The sequence below is a fragment of the Nocardia sp. NPDC051911 genome, assembly GCF_040681035.1.
In the GTDB taxonomy this organism is placed as follows: Bacteria; Actinomycetota; Actinomycetes; order Mycobacteriales; family Mycobacteriaceae; genus Nocardia; species Nocardia sichangensis.
This window is the reverse complement of the sequence record NZ_JBFAXY010000003.1, coordinates 228,804-253,071: the sequence shown is the minus strand read 5'-3', so window position 1 is coordinate 253,071 and position 24,268 is coordinate 228,804. Positions and strand designations below refer to the sequence as shown.

Below are 24,268 nucleotides of genomic sequence, written 5' to 3'. Positions count from 1 at the left end.
TCTACAGCGGGTTTCGGACAATCCGTTCTGTTTCGTCGGAGCTCTCACAGGTGTTCGGTGCCTCCTTCTATTCACCGAAATGAGTGTGTGGGTCATGCCCACAGTTCCGGCACCTTGTGGGATCCCCCCCAGGCGCCACCTGGTTCATACTCGCGGCAGTCACACCCTGGAGCGTGGCATTTGCTGTGCGGCAGCTCTGGTTCTACTAGTAAGATCGTGAGTAGTGTGTGCTCCGGATCGGGGTCGTTGCACTGCAGCTGGTGAGTGATCACCGGTGGTCCGTGGGGGGATCCGATTGTCGGGAAGCCGATAACGCATTCCACCTCGAGGATTCCCACAGCGCCCGGTTCCAACTGGGAGGGTAGGTCGCGTAGCACATACGGAGAGTCCGGGCTGCCGAGATGTACTCCGATGGGCTCATCGATCCAGACGGTGGCGGTACCCCGATTGATGACCGTAGCGGGTGGCAGATTGGGGTTGATGAATCCGCGTTCGACTGCAACGTGGAGCCAAGGCACCAACGTCGCGTGCCCGGAATCGCCTGCGACCGCGTTGATCAACACTGAGAATTGGTCGGTGTTTTCGATCGTCAGGGTCCAGTCGAGTCCGGTGCTGTTGGGTTGGATCTCGGTGAGGTGCAGTCCGTTGTCCTCGGTGGTGACCGAAGCCTCCCCGGCTGGTTCCGGGTATCCTTCCTCGAATACGTCGACCCACTGTCCTTCCCTCAGTTCCACCGGTTCCCCCGATCCGGCCTGTAGGCGGAACGTGAGGACGTCGCCCCGGTCAGGGCGCATCGCGACGCGGGCGAAATGAGATCCCTTTTCGGCTGAGGCGGTGAAGGTGAATCGAGCCGAATGTTGGCTTGCCAACTGGTGTGGTGTGGTCCAGCTGGTTGGGTAGAACTCAGTCGACATGGCTGGTGTTCCTTGTGTCGAGTTGGCCGCTGGGTCCGATGGCGATGATGTCGGCGTAGATCAGCCGCGCCGGCCCGTCTACGGGCGATCCGGCATCCGGCGGGGGCGGATAGCTTTCGGCTTCGGTGAGCACGATGCGACGGGGCCGTCCACCGGCGTCGGGTACGTGGATGCTGAAGGTGTTGTTCAATTTGTCGCTCGCGGTGACCACGGTGATCCACCCTGGGCTGCCGATCACCTCCGACGCGGCGTGCCCGGCCGGCGGTTGCCCGGAATCGTCGTCGTAGACCTGCACTTCGGCGGTGACGACGCTGCGGTCGTGCGGCGCCACCGGGCCCACCCCGGTAAGCCGGAGCTTCAACCGCTGATTTGTTGTATCCGGCGTGATCTCCAGCTGCCGATCGGGTAACAACTGAATCGGCTCGGTACGCGTCACCTCAGAAAGCGCCAGTTTCCTCGTGTTCGTGGTGTGGGCCTGGTAACGGGCCAACGCCAACTGGACGAATGGGCAGTACGCGCGACCCGGGTAGGGCGACAGGTCCACGTCGGCGTACCAGCGCCGGGCCGCGCTGTCGGACTCCACCGGGTAGGCCACACCGGGGTGGGCAGGGCTCTGCGCAGTGTCGGCGGTAAAAGTCACAGGCGCGGCGAGGTGTTGCGCCATCAGTAATGTCGGGATGGCGCTACCCAGCCACACTGGGTCACGGCCGACGAAGCTAAGGTCAGGGGGCACTTCGACGCCCGTCGTGGATGTCGGGCTGATCAGGACGGCCAGCATTTCTTCGGCGCCGGTCACGTTCCACGGTGGTTGCAGATACACCCGCACACGCCCACCGTGGCGCAGCCGACGCACCTTGCCGTCGGCGGTGACGTCGGTCGACCAGTGGAAGGAAGGCACACAGTGCGAGACATCGGGCGCCGGTGGCCGTGCGGTGCTCGGCACATCCACCTTGAATGGTGCGACCACCCGGCACGCCGCGGCCGATGCACCGGGGTAGCAGTCTTCGAAACGCGACACCGCGGTCACCGTGTAGGTGATTTTGCGGCGGCGGGTATCGGCGAACTCGTGCCTGATCACCGGTAAAGCGTTGTCCCGCAGCGTTTGCCCGACGGTGAAGCTACCCAGCGCGACGGTGCGAGTCGTCCCGCCGGGGCCTTGGCCAGGGGTCTGGTCGGGGTCCGTCCAGGCGGCGCTGATCTCCAGGCGCCCGGTACTCGGGATGTGCACTTCGAGGCCCGAGGTAACCAGCACGGCGTCGGTGCCCGCCGTGGTGCGCCGCGCGTCCAAGTTCCCGGTCGGTGCAGCGAGCGGCTTCTGCACGGCGTGCACCACAGTGAGTTCGCGGGGCGGGGTCACCAACGCGTTCCCGTTGTCGGCGATGCCGCGCGCCACGTCGTCCTCGACAAGCCCGGCGCTGATCCAGCTCGCGATGCCGAACTTGCCGACGTCGTCCGGGTTCATCGTCGAGAGGATGTTCAATGTGAGCTGCTCTGCACGGCCTAGCTCCACCCTGACAACCCTGTGGTCCGCCGAGGTTGTTGCCTTGCAGCCGGATTCGACGGCCACCAGATCCAACCGGATGGCCGGCCGATCGGGCCACGAAGCCCACACCGGCCGGGTGGGGATGCCGTGAATGGCAGGCAGCGGATGGCCGTCAGGATCCGGCGGACGGCGTTTCACCGCGATGACCACGCGCTGGGCGCCGGGATCGGGCAGCCATGGAGCGTTCATCGTGTCGCCGGGGACCACGATGTAACGAGCTTCTCCGCTTCCCTCCAGGCGTGCGCCTGGTGCATCCGTCGCCGTCTTATCCGCGCGCGTGGCGATCGCGAAGAATTCGTCGATTTGCTGGTCGGTGGCGTGCGGACCCAGCGCCGCATCGAAGACGGAATGCTGCAGCGCCAAGTCCAGCGACGCGGCCGGGCAGACCAGGTGACGGCGTGCGGTTGTGCGAGTGTCGTCGACGACCATCCTGTCCAGCGCCTCGCCGGCGGCCAGGCCGGCACCGGGAAGAATCTCCGGCGGTGGAATGGGTTCGAATCGCTGGTGTGTGAATTCCAGTGACTGCGCGTTGTCCGCGGGCAGCAGTTCGCTCGGCCCGAGACCGCCGCTGGCGAGGTCGGCGATGCGTACGCGCATGCGGTACTTGCGGCCGAACCTCAGTCGTGGCAGAGTGCCCGGCTCGACATTGTCGCTGACTCGGAAGGGCGGATCAGCCGGCGTGGGCGGCATCGAGTCGCCGGTAGGTACCGTGCGGCCGGGCCGCTGCACGGCAGTGCTGTATCCGTCCCATCGCGCGACCAGTTCATGGATGTACAACGCGTCGTGCGGACCGCCACCTGTGGTCAGCGCGTCAGGGCGAATATAGCCTTCCTCCAGTACCTCTGAGCCAAGGGGTTGCCCACCGACGGTGTAGCTCACACGCCGCTGACATGTGGACAACCACGTGGCGGCGTCCTGGATGTCGATGCGGTACCCGCCCACCAGGTCTCCGGCCAGCAGGGGCTGCGCAAGCAGATCCGCCGAGGTTGCCGCGCCGCGACTCATCCGTTCGCGCAGGGCGCTCGCCCGGCCCCGGTCGACCAGCGACACACCTGCCGACCGCAGGGCCGGCAGATTTCCTGCCACAGCGCGGGCGTCGCGGCGATCGGCGCGACCCGCACCGACCATGCGCAGCGCGGCACCGTCGATGTCGAACGCTAGAGATTCGAAGCGGGCTCCGGCCACCTCGGCGAGTCCGGCGCTTCCGATCGCCAACACTCCATTGGCGATCGGGCTGCCGGTGGGGTCGGGGACGAAGCGTGTACCGGTCACGACGTATGCGGTGGACGGTGAGAGGTCCGGCCGTGTGGGGTCGTCCGCAAGGCCCGTGTTCGTCCACCCCGGAGGTTTGGCGGTCGACCACATCGGGCGGACGCTGAGAACCTTCTGCCCGTTGAGCACGGTCGCGTCGATGCCGAAGTCCAGTAGCAGACCCAGCGCCCGCAGCAGAACTGGATGGTCAGCTAATTGCGCCACTGTAGTGTGGAATTCGCGCTGGTCGTCGGCCGCGTCCAGGCGCGGCTCCAGCGGCGTTACGTCGCGATCACGCTGGTAGAAGGCGAAAGCTTGATCGAGCGCCGAGGACCGCACTCTCCTGCTGTCCTCGGTCTCGTCGGCGGCCAGGCTGCCCTGCCATTGCGCCGTCGCATCGGCCAGCGCGCGGTGCAGCTGCTCTTCGCTGCCGGGCGCCGAATACCGGGCATAGGCTCTGCCCGTGGCGCTATAGGCATTCCGAACTTCCGTCACCGCAGCCGCCGCCGGGAAGACACGGATCGGCCTGCCGGCATAGGACATGGCCCGATACGGTCTCACGGTCATACTCGCGCCGAACACCGCGGCCCACGTCGATAGCTGTTGCTGGACGGTGAATCCATGCGGAATGCGTTGCACCTTACCGAGATCCACTTCAGCACTGCCGCAGGTGAACGTGAAGCCGGTGCTGTCCAGCCACTTCGGCCATGTGTCCAGCCCGAAGCTTTTCAACGTCAACGGTGCGCCACTCGGCCCGAACAGGCGCGGGGTGAGCAGCACTGACACCACTCCCACCTGCCGGCCCAGGCGTGGAATGATGCGGCCCGCGGGGATGGCGGTCCATACGAACTGTCGACTAAGTACGACGGCAGGCTCCATGTCATTCTCCTGCGAACGCCCGGCAGTAAGTCCGCCAGGGATAGGAAGTTCCCACCGGACCCAGCGTGGCCGCCACTGACGACGCCGGTGGCGCAGCAATGGCGCCTCGCTCCGGCGCTAGCATGTCGGGGCCGGCGAAGCTCTTGCGGCAGGTGAGTTCGAAGCTTGCCGACCACAGTGTCAGATCGATGACGACAACGAGTTTGGCGGATCCTTCCAGCCTGTTCGGGGTGTAGGTGAGGCCGAGGGTGAGTTCCACGGCCACCCTGGCCAGCCCGAGCAGGTCGATGCTGCCGCCGATGCGCAGGTATCCAGTGATACTGACGCGACGGTCATAGACGAACACGATCCCACCGAAGACATGGACTTCCGCTGCCACTACGGCGAAGTCCACCGCGACACTGGCGCCGAACTCGATGCCTCCTACCAATTTGGTCAGTCCATCTGGTTGACCACCGGCAGCCACGGCCAGCTCGAGGTAACCGCCGCCCCCGAGGCCCGACACCGTGACCAGGAACGGCCGCTGCCGGGTAGCGAACTTGAAATCGACCGTAAGTGGCTTGTTGACCAAAGACAGCGTGACACCGGCCTCGATCGCCAGATTCGTCATGCTGAAAACCCCGACCGAGACGGCCGGCACGGCCGCCACATAGCGCACCGCAACCTCGGTCGGCAGAACCGCGATTTCCGGCCCGCCAGCGGATTTCAGCATGAAAGACTGCAGTGTCTGAACGAAGCGCAAGGCGCCGTCGAGACTGACTTCACGCACGTCGACTGTGACGGTGGGTCGTGCGGTCGGCCCAGCCGACCGGCTTGTGAAGGCTACTTCGTTCAGCTCGATGACCACGACCTGCCGTGCGCGATCGGGAATGTTGAGCGAGAAGTCCGTGACACGCCCCTTGGTCTCATCCGGGCCTGAGGCGAGAGCCAGCGTCGAGGTGGGTCCGGGCACAAATGGGTCGATGGGACTGGCGGCCGCGCCGGACAGCTGTTGGGTCCACTGCAGCAGGGCCGCACCGTTGCGCCACGTAATGGCGGGTTGATCGGTGACTGCCTGGATCAGCTTGTTCAGTTTGATGACACCGAACAAGGTCGCATCGTCGCTGAACAACGCAGTAGGGCTCGGATAAGGTTTACCGGACGGAGGCTTGACAATCGGTCCGCGGTTGCGGGTGACACCGTTCACGGCGGGCATGGCGGGCGCGGCCACCGCACCGGTGGCAGCGCCGGCCTCGGCGAAGTCGATCTTCGGGGTGTCCACAAGGTCGAGCAGGACGGTCGCATTGGGATCGCTCAACAACTGTGCGCTCAGCGTTGCGCGGATTCCGCCCGGCGCCTTGGCGCCGATCAGCTTCTGCAGAGCCGGAAGTGCCACCTTCAGCTGGGAGAGTTTCGGATGGGTGCCGTTGGGCGCCTGGCCGATGCCGAATTCGGCACTGAGCACATGCTGAATGGAGTCGCTCACCGGCTCATAGCCGTTGGCGCCGGAAGTCACCAGCAGCGGGATAGCGCGGTCGATGCCCGCTGCCGGTCGTCCGGGCACGTTCGGGGGCCCTTTTTTGTACTCGTCGTCCAATTCCTGGGATCCTGCCGGAGTCCCGTCGGTCACGAACAGCAGCGGCAAGGTGGCCTCGACGGTCTCCCGCCCTGACTGCAGGATCAGTGCGAAGTAGATCGGATCGCCGTATTGCTGCGGCCAGAACATCTGTTTGCCTTCAGGCGGGCCGTCGACTTCCCATGTCAACTGGCCTGCGAAGCTCACCCGCTGGAACGGGAACGCCCGCTCGTGGCTACCCCCCGCACCAGCGCCGAAGTCGCGCACCGGCTCGGTAATGACCAACGTATGCTTCACCTGCAGCGCAGCGGGGTGACTGCTCTGATCACCGAGCATGTCGGGTCTGAAGACACGCTCGAATGTCTCGATGTGCACCACACGGTGCCCGAATGGGAACAGTCGGCCGCTTTTGACGACGCGGACGTAGTAGTCGCGGCCCATCGCGGCGCGGTGGCTCCATTTGAGTTCCGGAGTGCCGCCGAACTCTGCGGTCAGTGAGAACCAGGCGCCCAGACTACTGAGGATCAGCCGGTTCGCGGTGACCGGCAGTTGGGCTGCCCTCTCCACGATCAAGTCCACCGTCTCGTTACCCGCACCCAACGGCGTTTTCTGAAAAGTGTTCTGGCGGTGTAGGGCCCGGAACGGGCGCAGGGACACCACCGGGCCTCCGGCTCGATTGAGGATCTGGCAGTGCCACAAACCGGTCACACCGCCTGCGCTTTTCACCGGCAGCGGCGCCGGCGCGCACCGACCTCCCGAGGGCAGCGCCATCAGTAACCGCCACGGCAGTTCCAGCACCGATCCGGAGTCCGGTTGACCCTCTGGTGGCCGGAATTCGCGGGCGATCATCGTGTCGAGCACACCTTGCACAGACAGGGGTACGACTGTGGATGGAGGAATTTTGAACCGCAGCCGTGAAGGGCCGGCGGAGCGAGCTTGACTGGCCTCGCTGGCTTCCTCGGCCATGTGCTGCGGCGGAAAATTGACATCCAGACGGGCGTCTTTTTCCGCGATGAGTTCCGGCGCGCCCTGCGCGTTCACACCGCGTCGAAATCCGCTGTCTCGCACATGGACATGCAGCAGGTCGTCGGGCCGCAGCAGCGTGTACCCGGCGAGGGGGCCTGCCCAGGTATCCACCAGCTGCCACGGCGACCAGGCACGCGAATCATGCAGATCCCCGAGCGCGGAATCGTAGCGGCGATGCACCAGACCCGCCGGGGCACACAAGGAGAAAATATCGGTGCGCGTACTACTGGTGGCCGCGGCGGCGAGGATGTCGTACCGATCGCCGTCGGAGGTGATGACGCCGCCTATGTCCCGCCACAGAGCGGTCGCAACCGTTCGAATCCACAGGCGCTGGTCTCGGCCCGGGGCCAGCATCAGTTGATTCGCCGACGCCGCGAAGGTGTCCGAGAACGGGCGATCGCCCAGGGGAAGACCATCCAGATCCGACGGCGTCCCCCAAGACCCCGTGTATTGGCGACAGCGGTAACGACTTCCGGGCGGATTGGCCGGATTCGTCACATACAGCTGGAATCCGCCCGGAATGGGTATCGCGCGCAGCCGCCGCGACGGTCCGCCTTGCATCCGGATACGCGAATTGTCCTTGAGTCGCCAATGCACGACCTCCGCACCGACGGTGTACAAGATGTGAAGGTCGTCGAGATCTGTCGCTGCCGTGGCAAACCCGGAAGTAACGCTATTGTCGGGAAGGGTACGAGATGCCCAACTCGGGGTCCAGGCACCGCCAGCAAATCGCCGGTGGTACACGTTCACCCCGGAGCGGACGAACAACTCGAGGCGGTCCGTGCCCGAGGAAGTGACGTTTAGCCAGTCGGCCGAGGGCGCCGCCGTACCGGGAATCGGCGGCCGACCGAGATTTACCCAGGTGCTCCAGTTCAGCTGGGAGGTAGCTGCCTCGACACGCCCAGAGCGGTGCCAAACTCCGCCCTGCTCATCACCTACAAACAAGTCGACCGTTCCTGGCTTGCGACAGCAGGCAGTCAGTCCGTTGATCGTATGCTCGATCATGATCCCACTACTCCCTATAAACTTCGCCTATCCACGGATAGTCGCGCGTACGAGAGAGATCGACTGCAAATCAAACGCCTCAGTGTGGCTGTCGGCTTCTGTACTCGCTCAGGGTTGGTAGCGCTGAGCTGGTTCCTTGGCTTTGTTGGCGGCCTGCTCGTCGTGCCGAATTGGCCATAGGACTTCTGGAGGGTTGCCATCCTGCTTGAAGCGAACGGGCAAAGCGTACGCCGAGTAGGTGGTCTGCAGAGCCAGGTAGAAGCTGTAGAGGTCGACGCCGACCTTTGCGCCGCTGACATACTCCATCACGGCGTGGTGTAGATGGCTGGCCGGTCCCCGGTCGATTATCTTTCCGAGGAAGTCCCCGCGTGACACTTCCTTGCCGACAGCGATGGCGCTCGGCACACCGGTGATGTGGGTGTAGAAGCCACCCATCTGCCCGGCCGGGTAGGGATATCTGATGAAGATTTGGGCACCGAATATTTTGGGGGTGTCGTCGGCAGGAGCGTGTGGCTTGTATGCACTGACGGTGCCGTCGAACGCCGCATATACTTTCGCGCCCGGCTTGCCTTTGAGGTCCATTCCGTACTGGATGAACCAATCCGGCGGCACGTGACCTCCCGTATTCGGACCACCCGCGCTTCCCACATATTGGCCTGGATCCACAGGGCACTCGAAATAGATGTCCAGTGCACCCGTGACATTTACGCTTCCGCACATTTTGCGGTCCTTTCTCCGAGGACGCCTGCGAAACTGTTCCCTCTGGGATTCTCGCACCAGTCGGCCCCATACGCCTGTGTACTGAACTACTCGAAAATTTTCACGGGGCACCTGCATTGAGAAAATGCCTACCGTCGGCGTGCACTGGCCTTGCATTCCAGAGACAATGATCCGCCTCCCGCATCGTTCGCGAGCCCTCGCGGCGTCGCCCGTCGCTGCAGTTGCACTACACTAGATCAAACATGGCTTTGCCTCCCGAGTGAACGACTCTTTCGGGATCGAAGACGTCTTGCTCGTGGCCACACACTGTGCCGACAATCATCGGGTCTGCGCCGTCGTAATACCAGAGCGGCCCGCCCGACCATCCTCCATATACATTCGAATCAAGGTACAAGTCGGTTTCGAGTTCGATTCCCGGACTATCGCTGTCGATATCGACAATCTTCAGGCCGAATTCAACCGCTGGCCTGCCGGCGAACGACACCGGATACCCAGACGAATTGTATTGGCGACCCAAATAATAGCTTTCGTTGGGAGACCACTCGACACCCATCCAGCCCAGTGCATCGCCAACCGGCTTGTAGAGCTCGCAAACGGCGTAGTCATACCCTGTTGCAGTGAAAGGCGTGGTAGGCGGGTAACCCGTGAAGGATTTAACGTACGAGCTTCCGTAGGGCGCGACAACGTTTGCTTGTTTACTGTAGGCAGGGATGAACTCGATTGAGCAACTCGAGTCACCCCAAGGCAAGGCGTGCCCAGCAGTGAGGACCAGATTCGAGCCGACCAGAGTGCCGGATGCCCGGACTTTTTTGCCAGATTTCTCCCAGTGTATGTAGCCGACCGTGCACCATGGGTACTCAAGCCGCTTCGTCGCCTCATAAGCCTTGGGCTCCAAGAATGTGCGCGTTGGGAGCAAGCGTGACCGGACCTCATCAATGCGGAAAGGTGCAAGTCTTGGGAGAAAATATTGCGCCATCCATGGAGGACGCCGACTCTGACTGCGAGTCTTGTCGGCTTGCGGGAGAGCAGAGAAATCCTTGGGAGAAAGTTCGATTTGATCCAGGACGGGAATCGATGTACGCAACCTCTCTTCGTTGTCCGTAGATTCGGTAATCCGCCACATGTCGACCGACCCAGCCACATGCTCGACCAAGAAATCCATCTTCGGCTTATGCGCCGACTGCACATAGAATCCTGATTCGGGTTTCAATATATCCGCCATGTCGGCGGGTATATCCATAGTGGCAGGAATAGGCTCCGCACTTGCCAGCTCGTCCATCCCCATATATTGCCGCTCCGGCCCCTGCTTGGGCGTGCATGTTCTCATGCCATCCTCCTATCACACCGCTTCAGTGATTCACTTCTTCTACAGTCTGCGCCAACGGCGGATGCCAGGAACTCGCAAACAAATCACAGATGTCACAAAGTCGATCCGTACGTACAATTCTCTCTATGCCATTCCAGCTGTGGCTACTTCTCAGCAATAGTATGAATCAGTCAATATCCAATGAGTCGGGTACTCGACTACTCGAAATCGCGCCTGCGGACCACCCGATGACGCAGTGTCAGTCGCCGAGCGCGACGGCGCCTCTGGCCGGACGCGGTCACACTGCGTGCCGTTCGACAGGCTGGCGAATCTAAGTAGGTAGTCGAGTACTCACGGGAAGCCAGCCTTCGCAAAGTCCCGTCGCCACGGCCTGCTGCCCTTCCCATCCGGTCGTCCGAGTCTGTCCAAGCTGCTTTCTGGAGCGCAGCCCCGGCTGAGAAACGGCGTACTGGATCGAGATCATCGCAAGCATCGGCGTAATAGCAGGATGACGGCGACCAGCGACCATACGACGACCAGGGCGGCGGTCAAGTTGAGCAGGTAGGCGCGATCCAGCACGGTCGGATTGTCGGGCATCGCGTGTCGACGGCCGACAACTGGCGCGGCGATCACGGTGAGCGTGACGGTGCATACGGCGCCGCACGCTGCGGGCGCCCACCAGCCAGAGGGGAGTATTCGTCTCGCGCCGAGTCCGATGGCCGCCGACAGTGGAGCGAAGACGGCGTCGTGCAGCAGGATTCCGCCGCAGAACCACGCCACGACGGACAGCAGCTCCGCGGGGGCGAAGCTCAGCAGTGCGGTGATGCCGTACCAGCCGAGCCCGATGCCTGTTACGAGTAAGGCTGCCCGTGCGGCGGTGATCACGACAGCACCTCTATTCGGGAAAGCCATTTCGTCTGCAGCACGCCCGGTCGGTTCGGCGCGATGAGACGGCACGGGTAGCCGTGGTCGAGGTCGAGCGTTTGCCCGTTCAGCGTCAGCGCGACGAGCGTGTCCGGGTCGATGACATGATGCGCGGGCAGGACCGAGCTTCGATAGATTCCACCGGCTTCGAGGGAATCGAAGCGCACGTCTCCCCCGCTGTAACCGACCGCGGCGAGCAGCTCGCGCAGCCGGACACCGGACCAAGAGGCGGATGCCGACCACCCTTCGACGCACGCGATCGGCAGTCGGGCGCTGGTTTGCGGTAAGGCGGCCAATTCCTCTCGAGTGAACTGGTGTACCCGGTTACCTGCTGTGATGACCAGCCGGTAGCCCGGATCGCGTGCGAGATCGGCGACCGCGGCCGCAGCCGCTGATCTGTTGACCGGAACACCTTGCGGTCCTTCTCCGCTACGGGGCGCGAGGATCGCGGTCCAGCGCAGGAATGGGACAGTCTGGCCCGATATCGCCAGCGCGCCGACTGTCGCGGAAACCCATGCCGCGTTCAGGACCGCACGGCGGGAAATACGGGAGACGTCGGTCGCGGGACCGACTGCGATCGGATTGTCACGTGCTTTCGCCGCGGAGAAGTCATTGGTCGATAGTGATGCGGGCGCTGACGACTGTGCTGAACTCACGTCGGATGCCGCATCGGCCGACGAATCGAGCGGGCGGCTCAACACGTCGCGCAGCACAGGCAGCTTCACCGCCAGATGCACTGCGAGGGCCCCGATCGCGACGTATGCCATCGCATAGTGCGCTGTGGGGAAGAAGAATCTCCACGGATAGTACTGCGCGATGTTCGCAAGCCCGGTCGACAGTTGGAATACGACTGATCCCACCAGCAAGCCGATCGATCCACGTTCGGCGATCCACAGGGGCGATCGCAGGTTCGGTCGTCGGAACAGCCTCGGATAGACCGCCCAGAGCTTCACCAGCAGCAGCGGAATGGCGACGACTCCGGCGATGACGTGCGCGCCCTGGCTGAGCCGGTACAGCCACACGGGTCGCGTGGGCCACCAGAACCAGATCGGTGGATGCTGGATCCAGTGGCTGACCAGACCGGTCGTGAAGCAGATCAGGATCGTGATGCCGAGTGGGATACCGACCCGGCCGGCGAGTTCCGGCCCGCGTGGTCCGGGGCTGAAACGCTCACTGCCGCTAGTAGATTCGTGCGGTCGCTGCTCGGCGGAGTCGCGTGCGGTCATGCGAGCGCCGCCGCTGCGGTGGTCCTGTCGCGGTCTAGCCAAGCAATGTGTCGCCCAGCCACCTCGACTGTCGTGCGCACCCGGAAGCCCGCGGCCCCGGCCAGAGGTTCGGCGTACTCGACGCCGACCCGGGTCCACGAGAACCACGGCCCCGCCGAGGTCGCGGTCTCCACGCGTATACGCTGGGTGACCATACCGCTACCGGGACGGTCGAATTCGATCACGGCGACCCCATCGCTCGCGAGCAGTTCACCGACTCGGCGCAGCAAACGATCAGGATCGGCGCCGATGCCGATGTTGCCGTCCGCCAGCAGCGCGTAAGACCATCGTCCGGCGCCGGGCAGCGGTCCGAACAGATCGCGCTGCAGGGCGGGCGCGCCGCGACCTCGCGTGATCGCCACGGCCGTGGCGGAGATGTCCACGCCGAGGGCGATGACGCCGCGCCGCAGCAGCGTGGCGACCAGTCGCCCTGGTCCGCAGCCGAGGTCGATCGTCGGCCCGTCGCACTCTCGGGTCAGGGCGGTGTCGGCACGACGGTCGGCAGAGTCGGAGGAGTTCAGCCACCGTCGGGTCGGCAACGCGCGTCGGGTTCCGTCCCCGGCACGGATCCAGCATTCGGCGCCGGTAAGTGCCCGGTCGAACACTCCGCTCATCGGATCGCCAAGTGTCGGCCGCGTAGGCGGTGCACCGTCTCGGCGAACTGTCCTGAAGTGGACGCGGCGACGCGCAGGGCGTCTTCGAACAGGTCGACGTCGGAATGGGTGGGCAGCGTGCGCACATGAAGTCCGCATTCTCGCACGGCCTTTCGAGTCAGCAGGCCGGTGCGCTGGGTCGACATCGGCACGGTGATCAGGGCGCGCGCGGGCTGCGGTGTGGGCAAACCGAGGGCCCACCAGCCGCCGTCGGTGGCTGGGCCGAGGACGGCGTCTTCGGTGTCGACGAGTTCGCCTGCGGCGCAGGTCAGTTGATCGGCGCCGATCTGCGGTGTGTCCATGCCGATCTGCAGCACTGGCAGTGCGGCCCGGGCCGCGTCGGCGTGCGCGTTGGCCAGTCGCTCTCCGAAGGTGCGGCCGCGCTGTGGCAGGACCTGGACCCGGGTCAGCAGTTGCCGTAGTTCGCCCTGGCGCTCCGCTGCGGTCAGGTCGCCGGTCAGGGCGACAACACGGTGTGCGACGTTGCTGCGCAGCACGGCGTCGAGCGTGTCGAGCAACGACGCTGCGGCGAGGTCAGCGGCCTCGTGCGATGTGAGTGGCGGTGTGAGACGTGTTTTGGCGAATCCGGCGACCGGCGCCTTCGCCAGTACCAGCAGCGTCGCCGCTACGGTTGTCGGCCGTCTCATTTCAGGACCGCCCAAAAGTCGGCCGTGGCACGCACCGAGCCGCGCAAAGAGCCGGATACTTTCGACGCGCCACCGGCTCGTGGCCGGTATGTGATGTCCTTTTCCACTATTCGCCAATTGGCTCGCGCCGCACCGATGAGTAGTTCCAGCGGGTAGCCGAAGCGGGTGTGCAGCGGGCCCAGCGCGAGCAGCGCAGAGCGTCGTGCGACTCGCATCGCGGCGATGTCGTGGACCGGCACACGATATTTGTGGCGCAATCGACCGGCGATTATCCGGTTGCCGAGGTGTGCGTGCCAGGGCCAGACGCCAGGGTGGACGGGTTTGCGTCGGCCGACCGCGAGGTCCGCGCCTGCCAGCACCGCCCTTACGAGCATCGGCAATTCGGCGGGGTCCATCGAGCCGTCTCCGTCGAGGACCGCGATCAACTCGGTCTGCGCCGCGGCAATACCCGCTTGAACCGCGGCGCCGTATCCGGGCTGTGGTTCGGCGATCACCCGGGCTCCCGCCGCGCGGGCGACGGCCGCGGTGGCGTCGGTGGATCCGTTGTCGACAACCAACGTTCGGTAGCTGCCGGGAATGGCCGCCAGAACGCCGGGCAACGCTTCAGCTTCGTCGCGGCACGGGATGACGACGGTCACTCCGTCTCGCTCGTCCATGGATTGGGTCACCGTGCCGACGCTAGGCGCAAGGACGCGTCGGAGGGCCTCGAAACTCGTGACGAAACTCTGACGTTATGCGAATCGCTTCCCTTCTCCGCTGATCCGGGAATCGCGCGAGCCTATGGTGACCTCTGTGCACGATCTCACCGAAGCCGCACGGGGCCATGCGGTCCGCCTGCGCGGCGATGTACTCGCCGGCGGTGCCGCCTGCGCGCTGGTTGCCGCAGCGTTCATCATTCCGCGAATTTTCAGCGAACAATGGCGCCGCTCGCTCTACGCGGGGGCGGCCCCGATCTTCGGCGTATGGCTGCCACACGTTGGATGGGGCACCGTCCCGGCGATCTTGCTAGCCGGAGCGATCGTCACGTCCGGTCCTGCGGTCGCGGCCCGGTTGTCGTGGCGGCGGCTGCTGGGTGCGTCCTACGCTGCGTCGGTGTGCTGGGCGCTGTCGCTGGCGCTGATCGACGGATGGCAGCGGGGTTTCACCGAGCGTCTGATGGATCGCAACGAGTACCTGTACGAGGTTCCCGGGGTCACCGACTTGGCCGCGATGCTTCGCGGGTTCTCGGGACGAATTCTGGACTTCCAGCCTGACTCGTGGACCACGCACGTCTCTGGCCATCCTCCAGGGGCGCTGTTGTTCTTCGTGCTCTTGGAGCGGGCCGGACTCGGTGGCGGGACATCGGCGGCATGGGCCTGTCTGCTGATCGGGTGCAGTGCGGTGATCGCCGTGGCTGTCGCGCTGGACGCGCTCGGTGCTCGGGCACGCGCGCGGGCAACGTTGCCGTTCCTCGTGCTCGCGCCCGCGGCGTTGTGGATCGCGGTATCGGCCGACGCGGTTTTCGCCGCTGCGACCGCATGGGCTGTCGCATTGCTCGCTGTCGCGGCCCGTTCCGGCCGCGTGGCGGCTGCTGTCGGGGCGGGAGTGTTGTTCGGCCTCGGCGCGTATCTCAGTTACGGGCTGGTGCTCATGGCTTTTCCGGCTGCGGCCGTGCTCATCGCCGGTCGGACGGTGCGGCCGCTTCTTCCCGCGCTCGGGGGTGCGCTCGGGGTGGCTCTGGCGTTCACCGCCGCCGGGTTCTGGTGGCTCGACGGATACCACTCGGTGGTTCAGCGCTACTATCAGGGAATCGCCGCCGAGCGGCCGTTCGGCTACTGGTGGTGGGGAAATCTCGCCGCCACCGTGTGCGCTGTCGGTCTGGCCACCGTCGCGGCGATGCCGGGCGTGCTGGCCCGGTGGCGCTCGAGGGACCCGGCTGCGCTGCTGGTGGTCGCCGGGTTGTGCGCTGTCCTCCTCGCCGACGCCAGCGGTTTGAGCAAGGCCGAGACCGAGCGGATCTGGCTGCCGTTCGACGTGTGGCTGCTCGCAGGCACCGCTTTCCTGCCCGGGCCGTCGGTCCGGATCTGGCTTACGGTGCAAGCGGTGGGCACGTTGCTGCTGGTCCATCTGATCCTGACGAATTGGTGATCGCCATGTGCATACTTGTCGCCGACGACGACCCCGTAGTGCGGGAGGTGGTGCGCCGCTACCTCGAACGCGACGGCCTCACCGTGATCGAGACCGCCGACGGGGCAAGCGCCACGGCGGCGCTGGCCCGCCGCGACGACACCGAGCAGGTCGAGCTCGCGGTGCTGGACGTGATGATGCCTGCCCCCGACGGCATCGACATCTGCCGGTCCGTTCGCTCCGGGGCGCATCCGGACATGCCGATCATTCTGCTCACCGCGCTCGGCGAAGAAGAGGATCGGGTGCTCGGGCTGGAAGCGGGCGCCGACGACTACGTGACCAAACCGTTCAGCCCACGCGAACTCGCGCTGCGGGTGGCGTCGGTGTTGCGCAGGTCCCGGCTTCCGGTGACCTCTGGCCAACCGATATTGCGCGACGGCGGCATCGAGGTGCGCCCCGCGGCGCGATTCGCGACCGTCGACGGTGTGGCGGTGGACCTGACCCCGCGTGAGTTCGACCTGCTCGACTTTCTGCTCCGGCATCCGGGTACGGTGTTCAGCCGCGAAGATCTGCTGGCACGGGTGTGGGGTTGGGACTTCGGCGATCTGTCCACGGTCACCGTGCACGTCAAACGACTGCGTGCCAAGCTCGGCGACCAGCACCGGATCGACACCATATGGGGACGCGGCTACGCGTGGAAACGCGCCGGTGACGAGCGCGAGGCTTCGCATGGATGAGTCGACGGCGCACATTATCCTGTTCACCGCGGCCGGTTCGGTGCCGGTGGTCCTGCTCGGCGCGATTCTGCTGCGCGCGGCGGGCAAGCGGTCGCTGACCAGCAGCATGGTCGTGCTGGTTCTGGTCCCGATTCTCTCGGCGCTGGCTGGTATGACCGTGGTCAGTGGTCTGATGTTCACCGCCGAACTGCATCGCACCCTGCTCGTGCTCCTCGTCGTCTCCGTGGTCACCGTGCCCGCGGCGGTGCTGCTCGGCCGGCAGCAGGCCCGCAAGACCGTCTGGGAGAAGCAGATCCGTGAGCAGGAGCGAGCCGCCGAACATGCCAGGCGTGAGCTGGTCGCATGGGTGAGCCACGATCTTCGTACCCCGCTCGCGGGTATCCGCGCCATGACCGAGGCGCTCGCGGATGGCGTGGTGGCCGACAGCGCCGACGTATCGCGCTACGCCGCTCAGATCGGCCGGGAGGTGCACCGGCTTGCCGGCATGGTCGACGATCTGTTCGAGATGTCGAAGATCAGCGCCGGTGCGTTGCGGCTGGAGCCGGAGCTGCTCGACCTGCGTGAACTCATCGATGAGGTACTCGCCGCCCACCGCGTGACCGCCGAGCGCGCCGCGGTCGCGCTCCATGCCGAGCACCCGGACTCCGCGATCACGGTGACCGCTGACGACCGGGCCCTGGGTCGTGTGCTGGCCAATCTCGTGTCGAATGCGATCGCGCACACCCCGCCCGGCGGTCAGGTGGCGATCTCGGCCGGATCCGACGACGGGCATGCCTGGGCGCGAGTCGACGACACCGGCCCGGGCATCGCCGAGAACGATCTGCCGCGCATTTTCGAGGTCGCCTACCGGGGCGCGTCCACCCGATCGCAAGTAGCCGCCGCCGGCGTACCGGTAGGCAGCGGCATGGGACTGGCCATTGCCGCGGGCCTGGTCGAAGCGCACGGTGGCGACATCACCGCGCGCAATCGCGAACAGGGTTGCCGGTTCGAAGTGCGGCTGCCCTCTCCAGGGCACCGAGTCAGATCGTCGGTGTGAGCGCCCCGGTCGTCGCACGCAACGGCGCGAACGCGAACTCCGCGAGCCCCTCCCGCGGCCCTACTCGCGCACAGAACCCCAGCGCCCGCCGCGCTGCCTCGGGACTGGCCACGATATGGCGGACGTCGCCGGGCCTGAAGTCGCCGGTGACGACCGGAGGCAAGCCATCGCGGGCGCTCGCCAGTACCGCGGCGACCTCACCGATCGTGATGGGCTGTCCCGAGCAGATATTCAATGCCGAGAATCCGGGCAGCGGTTGCTCGACCGCGGCGAGATTCGCGGCCGCGATATCGGTGACGTGCACGAAATCCCTTGTCTGCCCGCCATCTTCGAACACGCGCGGCCGATGCCCCGCTTCCAGGGCCGACCGGAATATGGCCGCGACACCGGAATATGGCGTGTCCCTGGGCATATCGTCGCCATACACATTGTGATAGCGCAGCGCCGTGGCCATGCCGCCGGTGGCGGCGCTCCACGCCGCCGCATAGTTCTCCTGCGCCACCTTGCTGGCCGCATACAGGCTGCGTGGCCGAAGTGGAGCGTCCTCCGGCACCGGTTCCCAGTCCAACGCTGACCCTGTCTCCGCGCAGCGATGTTCGAACCGTCCGCGTTCGAGATCCGCCGGAGTACGCAGCCCTGCTTCCACAACCTCTCCGCGCGCGTTGCGGTAGCGGCCCTCGCCGTAGACCACCATCGACGACGCCAGCACCAGCCTGCGGCAACCGGCTTCCGCCATACCGGCCAGCAGAACCGCGGTGCCCAAGTCGTTGTGCCCGGCGTAGGCGGGCGCGTCCGCGACGCTCACTCCCGCCCCAACGACAGCGGCCTGGTGACACACCACGTCGATGCCCCGCAGCAACGGCTCGAGGCCGCGGCGATCGCGGACGTCGACCCGATGGACACCGTCAGGGGCGAGTGCACCGTGGCCATGTGCCGACGGCAACATCAAATCGACGGCGATCACCTCGTGACCGGCCTCCGACAAGGTCCGGCGCACCCGCGATCCGATGAATCCGGCAGCGCCGGTCAGCATGATCCGCATCGGCCTCACCCCTCGCCGACGCTGCTCGTGCGGGCTCCGCCCGCGAAATCCACGTCCATGAGGTGATTCTGTCCACATGACAGCCGCAAAAGTGTGTTCGACCATCGGCGCGTCACGGTTTCGTCACTTCTGCTACACAGCTCCGGCCGGGCTCTCCGGTGACCGCGCGGACCGATCCCCCGTCGAGCGACCTGGAGAGCACCCTCTCTCAGAAGAACAACCAGCCTGCTCCCGGTGGTATGGAGGTTGTGTTCAACTTGCTGAAGACACAGGCGTCCGTGTCAGGCCGACACGCACACTTCGACCCCACCAACGGCTGGCGCAACGCCGACCGCGCCGCGCCGTTCGATTCCTGGTTATCGGGCAACTTCGGAAAGGGGAGACCGTGCGCCACATCGACGACGCGATCGGCACCGACGAGACGGTGCTGCCGATGGCGGTGCACATCGAGGACTTCCTCACCGACCTGGCCAACGCCAACCGGCCTGCCGACACCCTCCGGGCCTATCGCGGAGACCTGACCGCCTTTGCCGAGCACTACGACGGAGACCTGGCGGGGATGGGCGTGAATCCGGTGCGCGTTCCTGTAGCTCAACGCCTGAGGTCCCCGAACACAACGAGAACCGGCCAGCGGATATCTGGCCGGTTCTCGCGTTCCACGGTCGCACGCTGCGCCGCAGTCCCGTGCGGACCGAGGCGGGCCGAGGACTATTCCTGAGTCAGAGTCAGGGTCCGGTTCTCGGTGGTGTCCTTTTGGATCTCGACCTGGCTCATGTCCTCGGCGTCAGGCGGCAGGTAGGCGAACGCGGCGGTGATCTCGACCGCACGGTCATCGTAGTAATACGTCATGAGTTCAATGCCGTCGCCGTCGTGAGCATCTGCGCGATTCGGGCCCTCGCCGTAGTCGTAGCCCAATGGCACCCTGACCTTCGTCTGCCGAGATTCGCCGTCACAGGTCACCCGATCCAGGGCCTCGTCTTTCATGCGGACGGGTCGGCCTTCCGGGCTTTTGAACCGTTCGGACTCGACCTTGACCCACAGGGCGTTGGCCTGGCCGGGTTCGCAGACGTAGGTGATCTCGGCGACGACCCACCAGCTGTAGTCGCCGTGTGCGTCTGGGAACGCTCTCCCGATCCATATGCTGGTCGTTGCGCTGGCCGGCCCGGCCGCGTTGACCAGTACAGCGGCGGTCAACGCGAGTATCGAAGCGAAAAGTCTTCCACGAACCACTATGTGCGCCTTTCGGTGTCGGTAGGTGGTGGAAAAGATCCGTCGAGCGGACAGCAGCCTAGACCACGCCACACAGCAGTTATGCACGAGTCCTATAAGTGACACCAGAGGGGTTTGCGCGAGTCCCAGGGTAAGCGCGAACCCCAGGTCGGCGACATGGTGCGGATCGGCTCCACGGCAGCGCATATTCCCCGCGCGGCCCGCGCGATGGGAGATTAGCGGCGACCCCAGTTGCCCAATCCGCCGCTGATCTCCGCCGTGGTCCTGTCAGTGCCTGCTGCGATGCTGGTACCCAACGGGTTTCGGCATGGAGGGCGGCGGTGAACGACAACGGCCAGGACATGCCAGGGCTGTTCTCCATCGAGATCGCCGCCGACCCGATGCTGGCCGGGTTCGCCGCCGCGCTGGCCGACCGCGACGACCTCGCCACCCGCTCGCGGGAGACCTACCTCGAACGCGTCGGACACTACCTGGGCTGGCTGGCGGCCGACCGCGGCCACGACGACGCCCTGCACTCCCCCGGCGGCCGCGACCGCGCCATCGACGCCTACCTCACCGCGGCCATCGAGGAACGCGGGATCGTCGGGCGCACCGTCAATCTCACCCTCACCGCGCTCACCGTCTTCTACACCTGGCTCGGCCTGGGCGCCCCGGCCACACCGCGGGTGGTGGAGCCGATCAACCCCCGCACCCTCGGCCCCACCGAGCAACGCGCCCTGCTGCGCGCCGCCGCGGCGCGCGGGCCGCGCGCGTTCGCGATGATCGTCCTCGGCTTGGACGCCGGGCCGCGGAAGTCCGAGATCGCCGCCCTAGCGTTGACCGGCCTGGATCTGGCCGACTGGCCCGGCACCCTCGCGATCACCGACTCCACCGGCAACGTGCGCACCGTCCCTTTGCAGCCGGGCACCCGCGCCGCGCTGGTCGCCTGGCTGGCCGAACGCCGCCGCCAGCTACGCGGCCACCCCGAACAGGTCGCCCTGTTCCTCACCGAACACGCCCCGCACCGGCGGCTGGCCGTACGCACCGTCGACGACGTCATCCGCGCCGTCGGCACCGACGCCGGCCTCGACATCTCCCCCGGCACGCTGCGCGCCACCGCCGAACAACGCATGCTGTGCGAAGGCCTCCCACCCGCGGTCGTCGCCGCCCGCCTCGGGCAGCAAGCACCCGACCGCGACCGGGTCCGCGCCCTGCTCGGCGGCACGGCGGCGCGCCCGCTTAACCGTCTCGGGCTCACCGGCAGTGAGCAGCTCGACTTGTTCGGCGACATCGCGATGTAGACGCGTGGCGCCGAACAGCGCGCTACGCGTCTGTTGCGGGTACGAGGGAGTCGATACGGACGCTGGAGGGGTAGCGGCCCGGTGCCTCGAGTCGAGGACAGACTCGACGAGGGCGTGGGTGTCGTCTTCGAGTACGAAAAGGGATTCCGGTAGCTTTCGCCGAAAATCGGGCGGATATGCCGTAATCGGCTGGTAGAGAGCAGTTTTCATGTTGCGATCCGGGTGGGACTACGTCCGTGGTGTGGGGCCGCTGGCGATGCGATGGTGGAGCGGCCGACGCTGCATTCCTCGGCGAGGTCGGCCAGGCTCGCGTCGTCATCCGGGTCGTGGTAGCGGCGGAGGATTGTTTTGCGTGCTGCCAGAGGCAGTTTCGGCTGTTGCCCCTGAGCCGGCCTTTCGCGCGGGCTTTGGCCATGCCCTCGCGGGTGCGCAGGTGATTCAGGTTCGCCTCGAACTCGGCGACCATGGCCAGGGTTTGCAGAAAGACCTTGCCGAACGGGTCGTGCCAGTCGTAGATCGAGTTGCCGAGCCCGAACACTATGTCTTGCTTCCGAAGGCTGGTCAGGATCTCGCTGGCTTCGGCCGTGTTGCGGGCGAACCGGTCGAACTTCGCCGTGGTCAGCACCACCTGGCGTTTGTAACTGACCGCGGCGGAGGAGGTGACCGCGGCGAGTGCGTTGTCGAGCCCGGTGCGGTTGCGGCGGGTGGTGCCGCAGGGGGTTCATCGGAACAGTTCGCGGAACAACCTCTACGGCACACCGTGACCAGGGCCGGAGTGCAGCGGCTGCGGTGTTCCGCTGACCGATCGGCCAACGGAACACCAGGCCCAGCGACGTCGTTCGTACTTCGGTCGGGATGGGATGGCCGCGTGTTGAACACCGCGTAGGAGAAGAAGGGCCTCCGCGATATACCGACCACCTGCCCGAAGGCGGCGCTAGCTGTACGAGCTGCTCACGAAACCGTCGGGGCGGACCAGCACCGTCCCGTATGGCCAGCTATCAACGAGGTGCACTGGAATGTCGGCCTCCACGCCGGGATCGGCCGTGAGTACACACCACTGCGATCCGACGAGATCCAGCGTGGACACCCCGTCGGCCACCCACATGTGCGGCAGGCGAGATCCTGGGGACCCGTCGAGGTCGAGGGCTACGTCCTCGGTGGAGGGGAGTTCCGCGCCGCCGTACCGGTAGCCCAGGTGCACCACCGGCGCGTTGATCGCCCCTGCTTTCTTGCGCGCCTGTGCCATGTCCTTGCCCCAGTGCAGGGACGGATCGTTGAACCGCAGGCGTGCCTGTTCCATCGTCATGAGGGCCACCGGATGGCGTTCGGCGTGATAGGTCTCCAGCAGTTCGGGCCCGGCCTCACCGCGCAGCACGTGTGCGAGTTTCCACGCCAGGTTGTGGGCGTCGGCGATGCCGGTGTTCAACCCGAACGCGCCCAGTGGGGGGATCGCGTGCGCCGCGTCGCCCACCAGGAAGACCCGGCCGACGGACAGGCGATCGGCGACCTGGCCGCGTCCCCGGAACCGAAGCACACTCCGGATCTCCACTTCGATGGACGGGTCGCCGAGCGCGGTGCGGATGAGTTCGGGAGTCGGCTCGGTGTCGAGGCCGGTGAGGAACACCCACTCGCGTGCGCCGTCGACGGTCACCAGCAGGCCGGTCGCGTCCGGATGCTCGATATTGCACATGGCGAACGGCTCGCTCGGACGCAGATCAGCGCGGAACAGGACACTCGTCGTCTCCCGACCCATCACACCGGGACCGGTGAGGCCGACACCGAGGACCTGCCGGACCCGGCTGCGCACCCCGTCGGCCCCCACTAGATAGCGCGCCCGCACGACACGCCCGTCGGACAATGTCGCGGTGACGCCGCCGGAGTCCTGCTCGAAGGAGTCGAGCGCCACGCCGAACTCCACGTCGCCGGCCTTGGCGATCAGCACGCGGTCGAGAAGGTTCTGACCGCACGTGCCGCGGATCCGGGCCGGGGTGTAGGTGAGTTCGGCTGCGGTCTTCGCCTTCCACTCCACGCCTTCGGCGAAGTCGGCCTCGGCGAGCGTGCGCCCTCTGATCTTGCCCGCCCGCAAGTCGACCGCAGCCTCGTTGACGGCGTGATCCAGGCCGACCTCGCGCAAGATCTCCATCGACCGCGACCCGATGCCGGTGGCCCTGGGGTGGGGCGAAAGGTCCGGCTTCTCCTCGACGACCAGGGGCTCGACGCCGTGGTGGCGCAACAGCACCGCGAGCATCAGCCCGACGGATCCGCCGCCCGCGATCAAAACATCCGTGGATACAGCCTGCTTCATAGTTCAGCCCTTCGATACAGTGAATTACGAAATACACTGTATCGAAGTATGCGATGTATTGTCAGCGGCATGTTGGTGTGGGAGCGGCCCGAGCCGCCGGATCGACGAGTGCTGGCCCCGCTGAGCCGGGAGCGGATCGTACGAGCTGCGATCCGGCTGGCCGACGCGGGCGGGCTGGCGGCGGTATCGCTACGCAAAGTTGCCGCCGATCTGGAGGTCGGGCCGATGCGGCTGTACGGCTACATCGCCACCAAAGAGGAACTGCTCGATCTCATGGTCGATGCGGTCTATGCCGAGATGCGGCCGGTCGGAGACGGTTGGCGAGCGGTGCTGCGGTCTCTGGCCGAAACCACCCGGCAGGCCGCGCACCAGCACGAATGGTTCGCCGACCTGATCGGTGGACGGCCCCAGCTCGGGCCGCACGCGCTGGCCAGAGGAGAAGCTGTGGTGGCCGCGATGAGCGGCGTCAACGTGGACATCGTGATGCCGGTGGTCGCGGCGGTCAATGCCTATGCGGTCGGTGCGGTGCGCCGGGAGATCGCCGAGCGGCGCGCCGAGCGGGCCACCGGGATGAACGAGAAGCAGTGGCAGGCCATCTCCGGACCCTATCTGGAGCGAACCTTTGCCACCGGCCGATTCCCCGCGCTGGCCACGGTCATACGCGACGCCGCCCACCTGGACGCCGACCAAACCTTCCGCACCGGCCTAGAGTTTCTCCTCGACGGCATCCAAGGCCACATCGCGAGCTGACACTCAGCCGAGAGACCAAGATAGGCGCCGCCCATGGCACCAACTCGGCGTTGACGCGCTGAGACGACGCGACTTCCAACGCCTGAAGTCACTA

19 protein-coding genes and 1 pseudogene are annotated in these 24,268 nt (G+C 65.8%); 6 read left to right on the top strand and 14 right to left on the bottom strand.

Annotated elements, in window-relative coordinates; translation table 11 throughout:
* Positions 1-92: 92 nt before the first annotated feature.
* The 10 genes from AB0L97_RS05820 to AB0L97_RS05775 all read right to left on the bottom strand — a co-directional run bounded on the left by AB0L97_RS05820 (position 93) and on the right by AB0L97_RS05775 (position 14,344).
* Positions 93-914 carry a hypothetical protein gene (locus AB0L97_RS05820; protein WP_364425627.1) on the bottom strand — a complete coding sequence of 274 codons (822 nt, stop codon included), beginning with the start codon at positions 912-914 and terminating at the stop codon, positions 93-95.
* On the bottom strand, positions 904-4,587 hold the full coding sequence (locus AB0L97_RS05815) for a hypothetical protein (protein WP_364425625.1): 3,684 nt from the start codon (positions 4,585-4,587) through the stop codon (positions 904-906). Before AB0L97_RS05815 ends, AB0L97_RS05820 begins: the two co-directional genes overlap by 11 nt.
* Position 4,588: 1 nt before the next feature.
* Positions 4,589-8,173: a hypothetical protein gene (locus AB0L97_RS05810; RefSeq protein ID WP_364425623.1), complete on the bottom strand. Its 3,585-nt coding sequence runs from the start codon at positions 8,171-8,173 to the stop codon at positions 4,589-4,591.
* Between the two features lie 108 nt (positions 8,174-8,281).
* Positions 8,282-8,785: a peptidoglycan DD-metalloendopeptidase family protein gene (locus tag AB0L97_RS05805; protein WP_364425621.1), complete on the bottom strand. Its 504-nt coding sequence runs from the start codon at positions 8,783-8,785 to the stop codon at positions 8,282-8,284.
* Positions 8,786-9,119: 334 nt separating this feature from the next.
* Positions 9,120-10,220: a trypsin-like peptidase domain-containing protein gene (locus AB0L97_RS05800; protein ID WP_364425619.1), complete on the bottom strand. Its 1,101-nt coding sequence runs from the start codon at positions 10,218-10,220 to the stop codon at positions 9,120-9,122.
* 459 nt (positions 10,221-10,679) lie between these two features.
* Positions 10,680-11,084 (bottom strand): hypothetical protein, encoded by a 405-nt coding sequence (locus AB0L97_RS05795; RefSeq protein ID WP_364425617.1) that lies wholly within the window; start codon positions 11,082-11,084, stop codon positions 10,680-10,682.
* Positions 11,081-12,349: a molybdopterin-dependent oxidoreductase gene (locus AB0L97_RS05790; protein WP_364425615.1), complete on the bottom strand. Its 1,269-nt coding sequence runs from the start codon at positions 12,347-12,349 to the stop codon at positions 11,081-11,083. The genes AB0L97_RS05795 and AB0L97_RS05790 overlap by 4 nt, the downstream gene beginning before the upstream one ends.
* Positions 12,346-13,002, bottom strand: a complete 657-nt coding sequence (locus AB0L97_RS05785) for a methyltransferase domain-containing protein (protein WP_364425613.1) — start codon at positions 13,000-13,002, stop codon at positions 12,346-12,348. The genes AB0L97_RS05790 and AB0L97_RS05785 overlap by 4 nt, the downstream gene beginning before the upstream one ends.
* Positions 12,999-13,688, bottom strand: a complete 690-nt coding sequence (locus tag AB0L97_RS05780; RefSeq protein ID WP_364425611.1) for a DUF2064 domain-containing protein — start codon at positions 13,686-13,688, stop codon at positions 12,999-13,001. Before AB0L97_RS05780 ends, AB0L97_RS05785 begins: the two co-directional genes overlap by 4 nt.
* Positions 13,685-14,344, bottom strand: coding sequence for a glycosyltransferase (locus AB0L97_RS05775; RefSeq protein WP_364425718.1), 660 nt, complete (start codon positions 14,342-14,344; stop codon positions 13,685-13,687). The genes AB0L97_RS05780 and AB0L97_RS05775 overlap by 4 nt, the downstream gene beginning before the upstream one ends.
* 136 nt (positions 14,345-14,480) lie before the next feature.
* Here AB0L97_RS05775 and AB0L97_RS05770 point away from each other — a divergent pair, with 136 nt between their 5' ends.
* From AB0L97_RS05770 to AB0L97_RS05760, 3 genes are read left to right on the top strand one after another with little or no spacing between them, the layout of a single operon-like run.
* Positions 14,481-15,815, top strand: coding sequence for a hypothetical protein (locus AB0L97_RS05770; protein WP_364425609.1), 1,335 nt, complete (start codon positions 14,481-14,483; stop codon positions 15,813-15,815).
* 5 nt (positions 15,816-15,820) lie between these two features.
* Positions 15,821-16,531, top strand: coding sequence for a response regulator transcription factor (locus AB0L97_RS05765; protein WP_364425607.1), 711 nt, complete (start codon positions 15,821-15,823; stop codon positions 16,529-16,531).
* Positions 16,524-17,567, top strand: a complete 1,044-nt coding sequence (locus AB0L97_RS05760) for a HAMP domain-containing sensor histidine kinase (protein ID WP_364425605.1) — start codon at positions 16,524-16,526, stop codon at positions 17,565-17,567. The genes AB0L97_RS05765 and AB0L97_RS05760 overlap by 8 nt, the downstream gene beginning before the upstream one ends.
* On the opposite strand, the gene AB0L97_RS05755 is transcribed toward AB0L97_RS05760, so the two are convergent.
* Positions 17,551-18,609 (bottom strand): NAD-dependent epimerase/dehydratase family protein, encoded by a 1,059-nt coding sequence (locus tag AB0L97_RS05755; protein WP_364425603.1) that lies wholly within the window; start codon positions 18,607-18,609, stop codon positions 17,551-17,553. The two genes, AB0L97_RS05760 and AB0L97_RS05755, sit on opposite strands and share 17 nt — an antisense overlap.
* 385 nt (positions 18,610-18,994) lie before the next feature.
* On the opposite strand from AB0L97_RS05755, the gene AB0L97_RS05750 reads away from it, so the two are divergent.
* Complete coding sequence (locus tag AB0L97_RS05750) at positions 18,995-19,327, top strand: hypothetical protein (RefSeq protein WP_364425601.1); 333 nt, start codon at positions 18,995-18,997, stop codon at positions 19,325-19,327.
* Here AB0L97_RS05750 and AB0L97_RS05745 read toward each other — a convergent pair.
* The gene (locus AB0L97_RS05745) at positions 19,318-19,803 is read right to left on the bottom strand and encodes a hypothetical protein (protein WP_364425599.1); all 486 of its coding nucleotides are present in this window, start codon (positions 19,801-19,803) and stop codon (positions 19,318-19,320) included. The two genes, AB0L97_RS05750 and AB0L97_RS05745, sit on opposite strands and share 10 nt — an antisense overlap.
* A 356-nt stretch (positions 19,804-20,159) precedes the next feature.
* On the opposite strand from AB0L97_RS05745, the gene AB0L97_RS05740 reads away from it, so the two are divergent.
* Positions 20,160-21,119 (top strand): site-specific integrase, encoded by a 960-nt coding sequence (locus tag AB0L97_RS05740; RefSeq protein WP_364425597.1) that lies wholly within the window; start codon positions 20,160-20,162, stop codon positions 21,117-21,119.
* Positions 21,120-21,141: 22 nt separating this feature from the next.
* On the opposite strand, the pseudogene AB0L97_RS05735 reads toward AB0L97_RS05740, so the two are convergent.
* Positions 21,142-21,771, bottom strand: a pseudogene (locus AB0L97_RS05735) (recombinase family protein); the annotation flags it as partial.
* Between the two features lie 282 nt (positions 21,772-22,053).
* Positions 22,054-23,424 (bottom strand): FAD-dependent monooxygenase, encoded by a 1,371-nt coding sequence (locus AB0L97_RS05730; RefSeq protein ID WP_364425595.1) that lies wholly within the window; start codon positions 23,422-23,424, stop codon positions 22,054-22,056.
* A 69-nt stretch (positions 23,425-23,493) separates the two neighbouring features.
* On the opposite strand from AB0L97_RS05730, the gene AB0L97_RS05725 reads away from it, so the two are divergent.
* Entirely contained in the window at positions 23,494-24,174 is a 681-nt protein-coding gene (locus AB0L97_RS05725; RefSeq protein ID WP_364425593.1) for a TetR/AcrR family transcriptional regulator C-terminal domain-containing protein, read from the top strand.
* The last annotated feature ends 94 nt before the right edge of the window (positions 24,175-24,268 follow it).

Bases quoted from the DNA above. Each gene is read 5' to 3' on its own strand.
- AB0L97_RS05785 (WP_364425613.1), bottom strand. From the start codon at position 13,002: ATGAGCGGAGTGTTCGACCGGGCACTTACCGGCGCCGAATGCTGGATC.
- AB0L97_RS05730 (WP_364425595.1), bottom strand. From the start codon at position 23,424: ATGAAGCAGGCTGTATCCACGGATGTTTTGATCGCGGGCGGCGGATCC.
- AB0L97_RS05800 (WP_364425619.1), bottom strand. From the start codon at position 10,220: ATGAGAACATGCACGCCCAAGCAGGGGCCGGAGCGGCAATATATGGGG.
- AB0L97_RS05725 (WP_364425593.1), top strand. From the start codon at position 23,494: ATGTTGGTGTGGGAGCGGCCCGAGCCGCCGGATCGACGAGTGCTGGCC.
- AB0L97_RS05775 (WP_364425718.1), bottom strand. From the start codon at position 14,344: ATGGACGAGCGAGACGGAGTGACCGTCGTCATCCCGTGCCGCGACGAA.
- AB0L97_RS05780 (WP_364425611.1), bottom strand. From the start codon at position 13,688: ATGAGACGGCCGACAACCGTAGCGGCGACGCTGCTGGTACTGGCGAAG.
- AB0L97_RS05820 (WP_364425627.1), bottom strand. From the start codon at position 914: ATGTCGACTGAGTTCTACCCAACCAGCTGGACCACACCACACCAGTTG.
- AB0L97_RS05755 (WP_364425603.1), bottom strand. From the start codon at position 18,609: ATGCGGATCATGCTGACCGGCGCTGCCGGATTCATCGGATCGCGGGTG.
- AB0L97_RS05765 (WP_364425607.1), top strand. From the start codon at position 15,821: ATGTGCATACTTGTCGCCGACGACGACCCCGTAGTGCGGGAGGTGGTG.
- AB0L97_RS05810 (WP_364425623.1), bottom strand. From the start codon at position 8,173: ATGATCGAGCATACGATCAACGGACTGACTGCCTGCTGTCGCAAGCCA.
- AB0L97_RS05790 (WP_364425615.1), bottom strand. From the start codon at position 12,349: ATGACCGCACGCGACTCCGCCGAGCAGCGACCGCACGAATCTACTAGC.
- AB0L97_RS05815 (WP_364425625.1), bottom strand. From the start codon at position 4,587: ATGGAGCCTGCCGTCGTACTTAGTCGACAGTTCGTATGGACCGCCATC.
- AB0L97_RS05760 (WP_364425605.1), top strand. From the start codon at position 16,524: ATGGATGAGTCGACGGCGCACATTATCCTGTTCACCGCGGCCGGTTCG.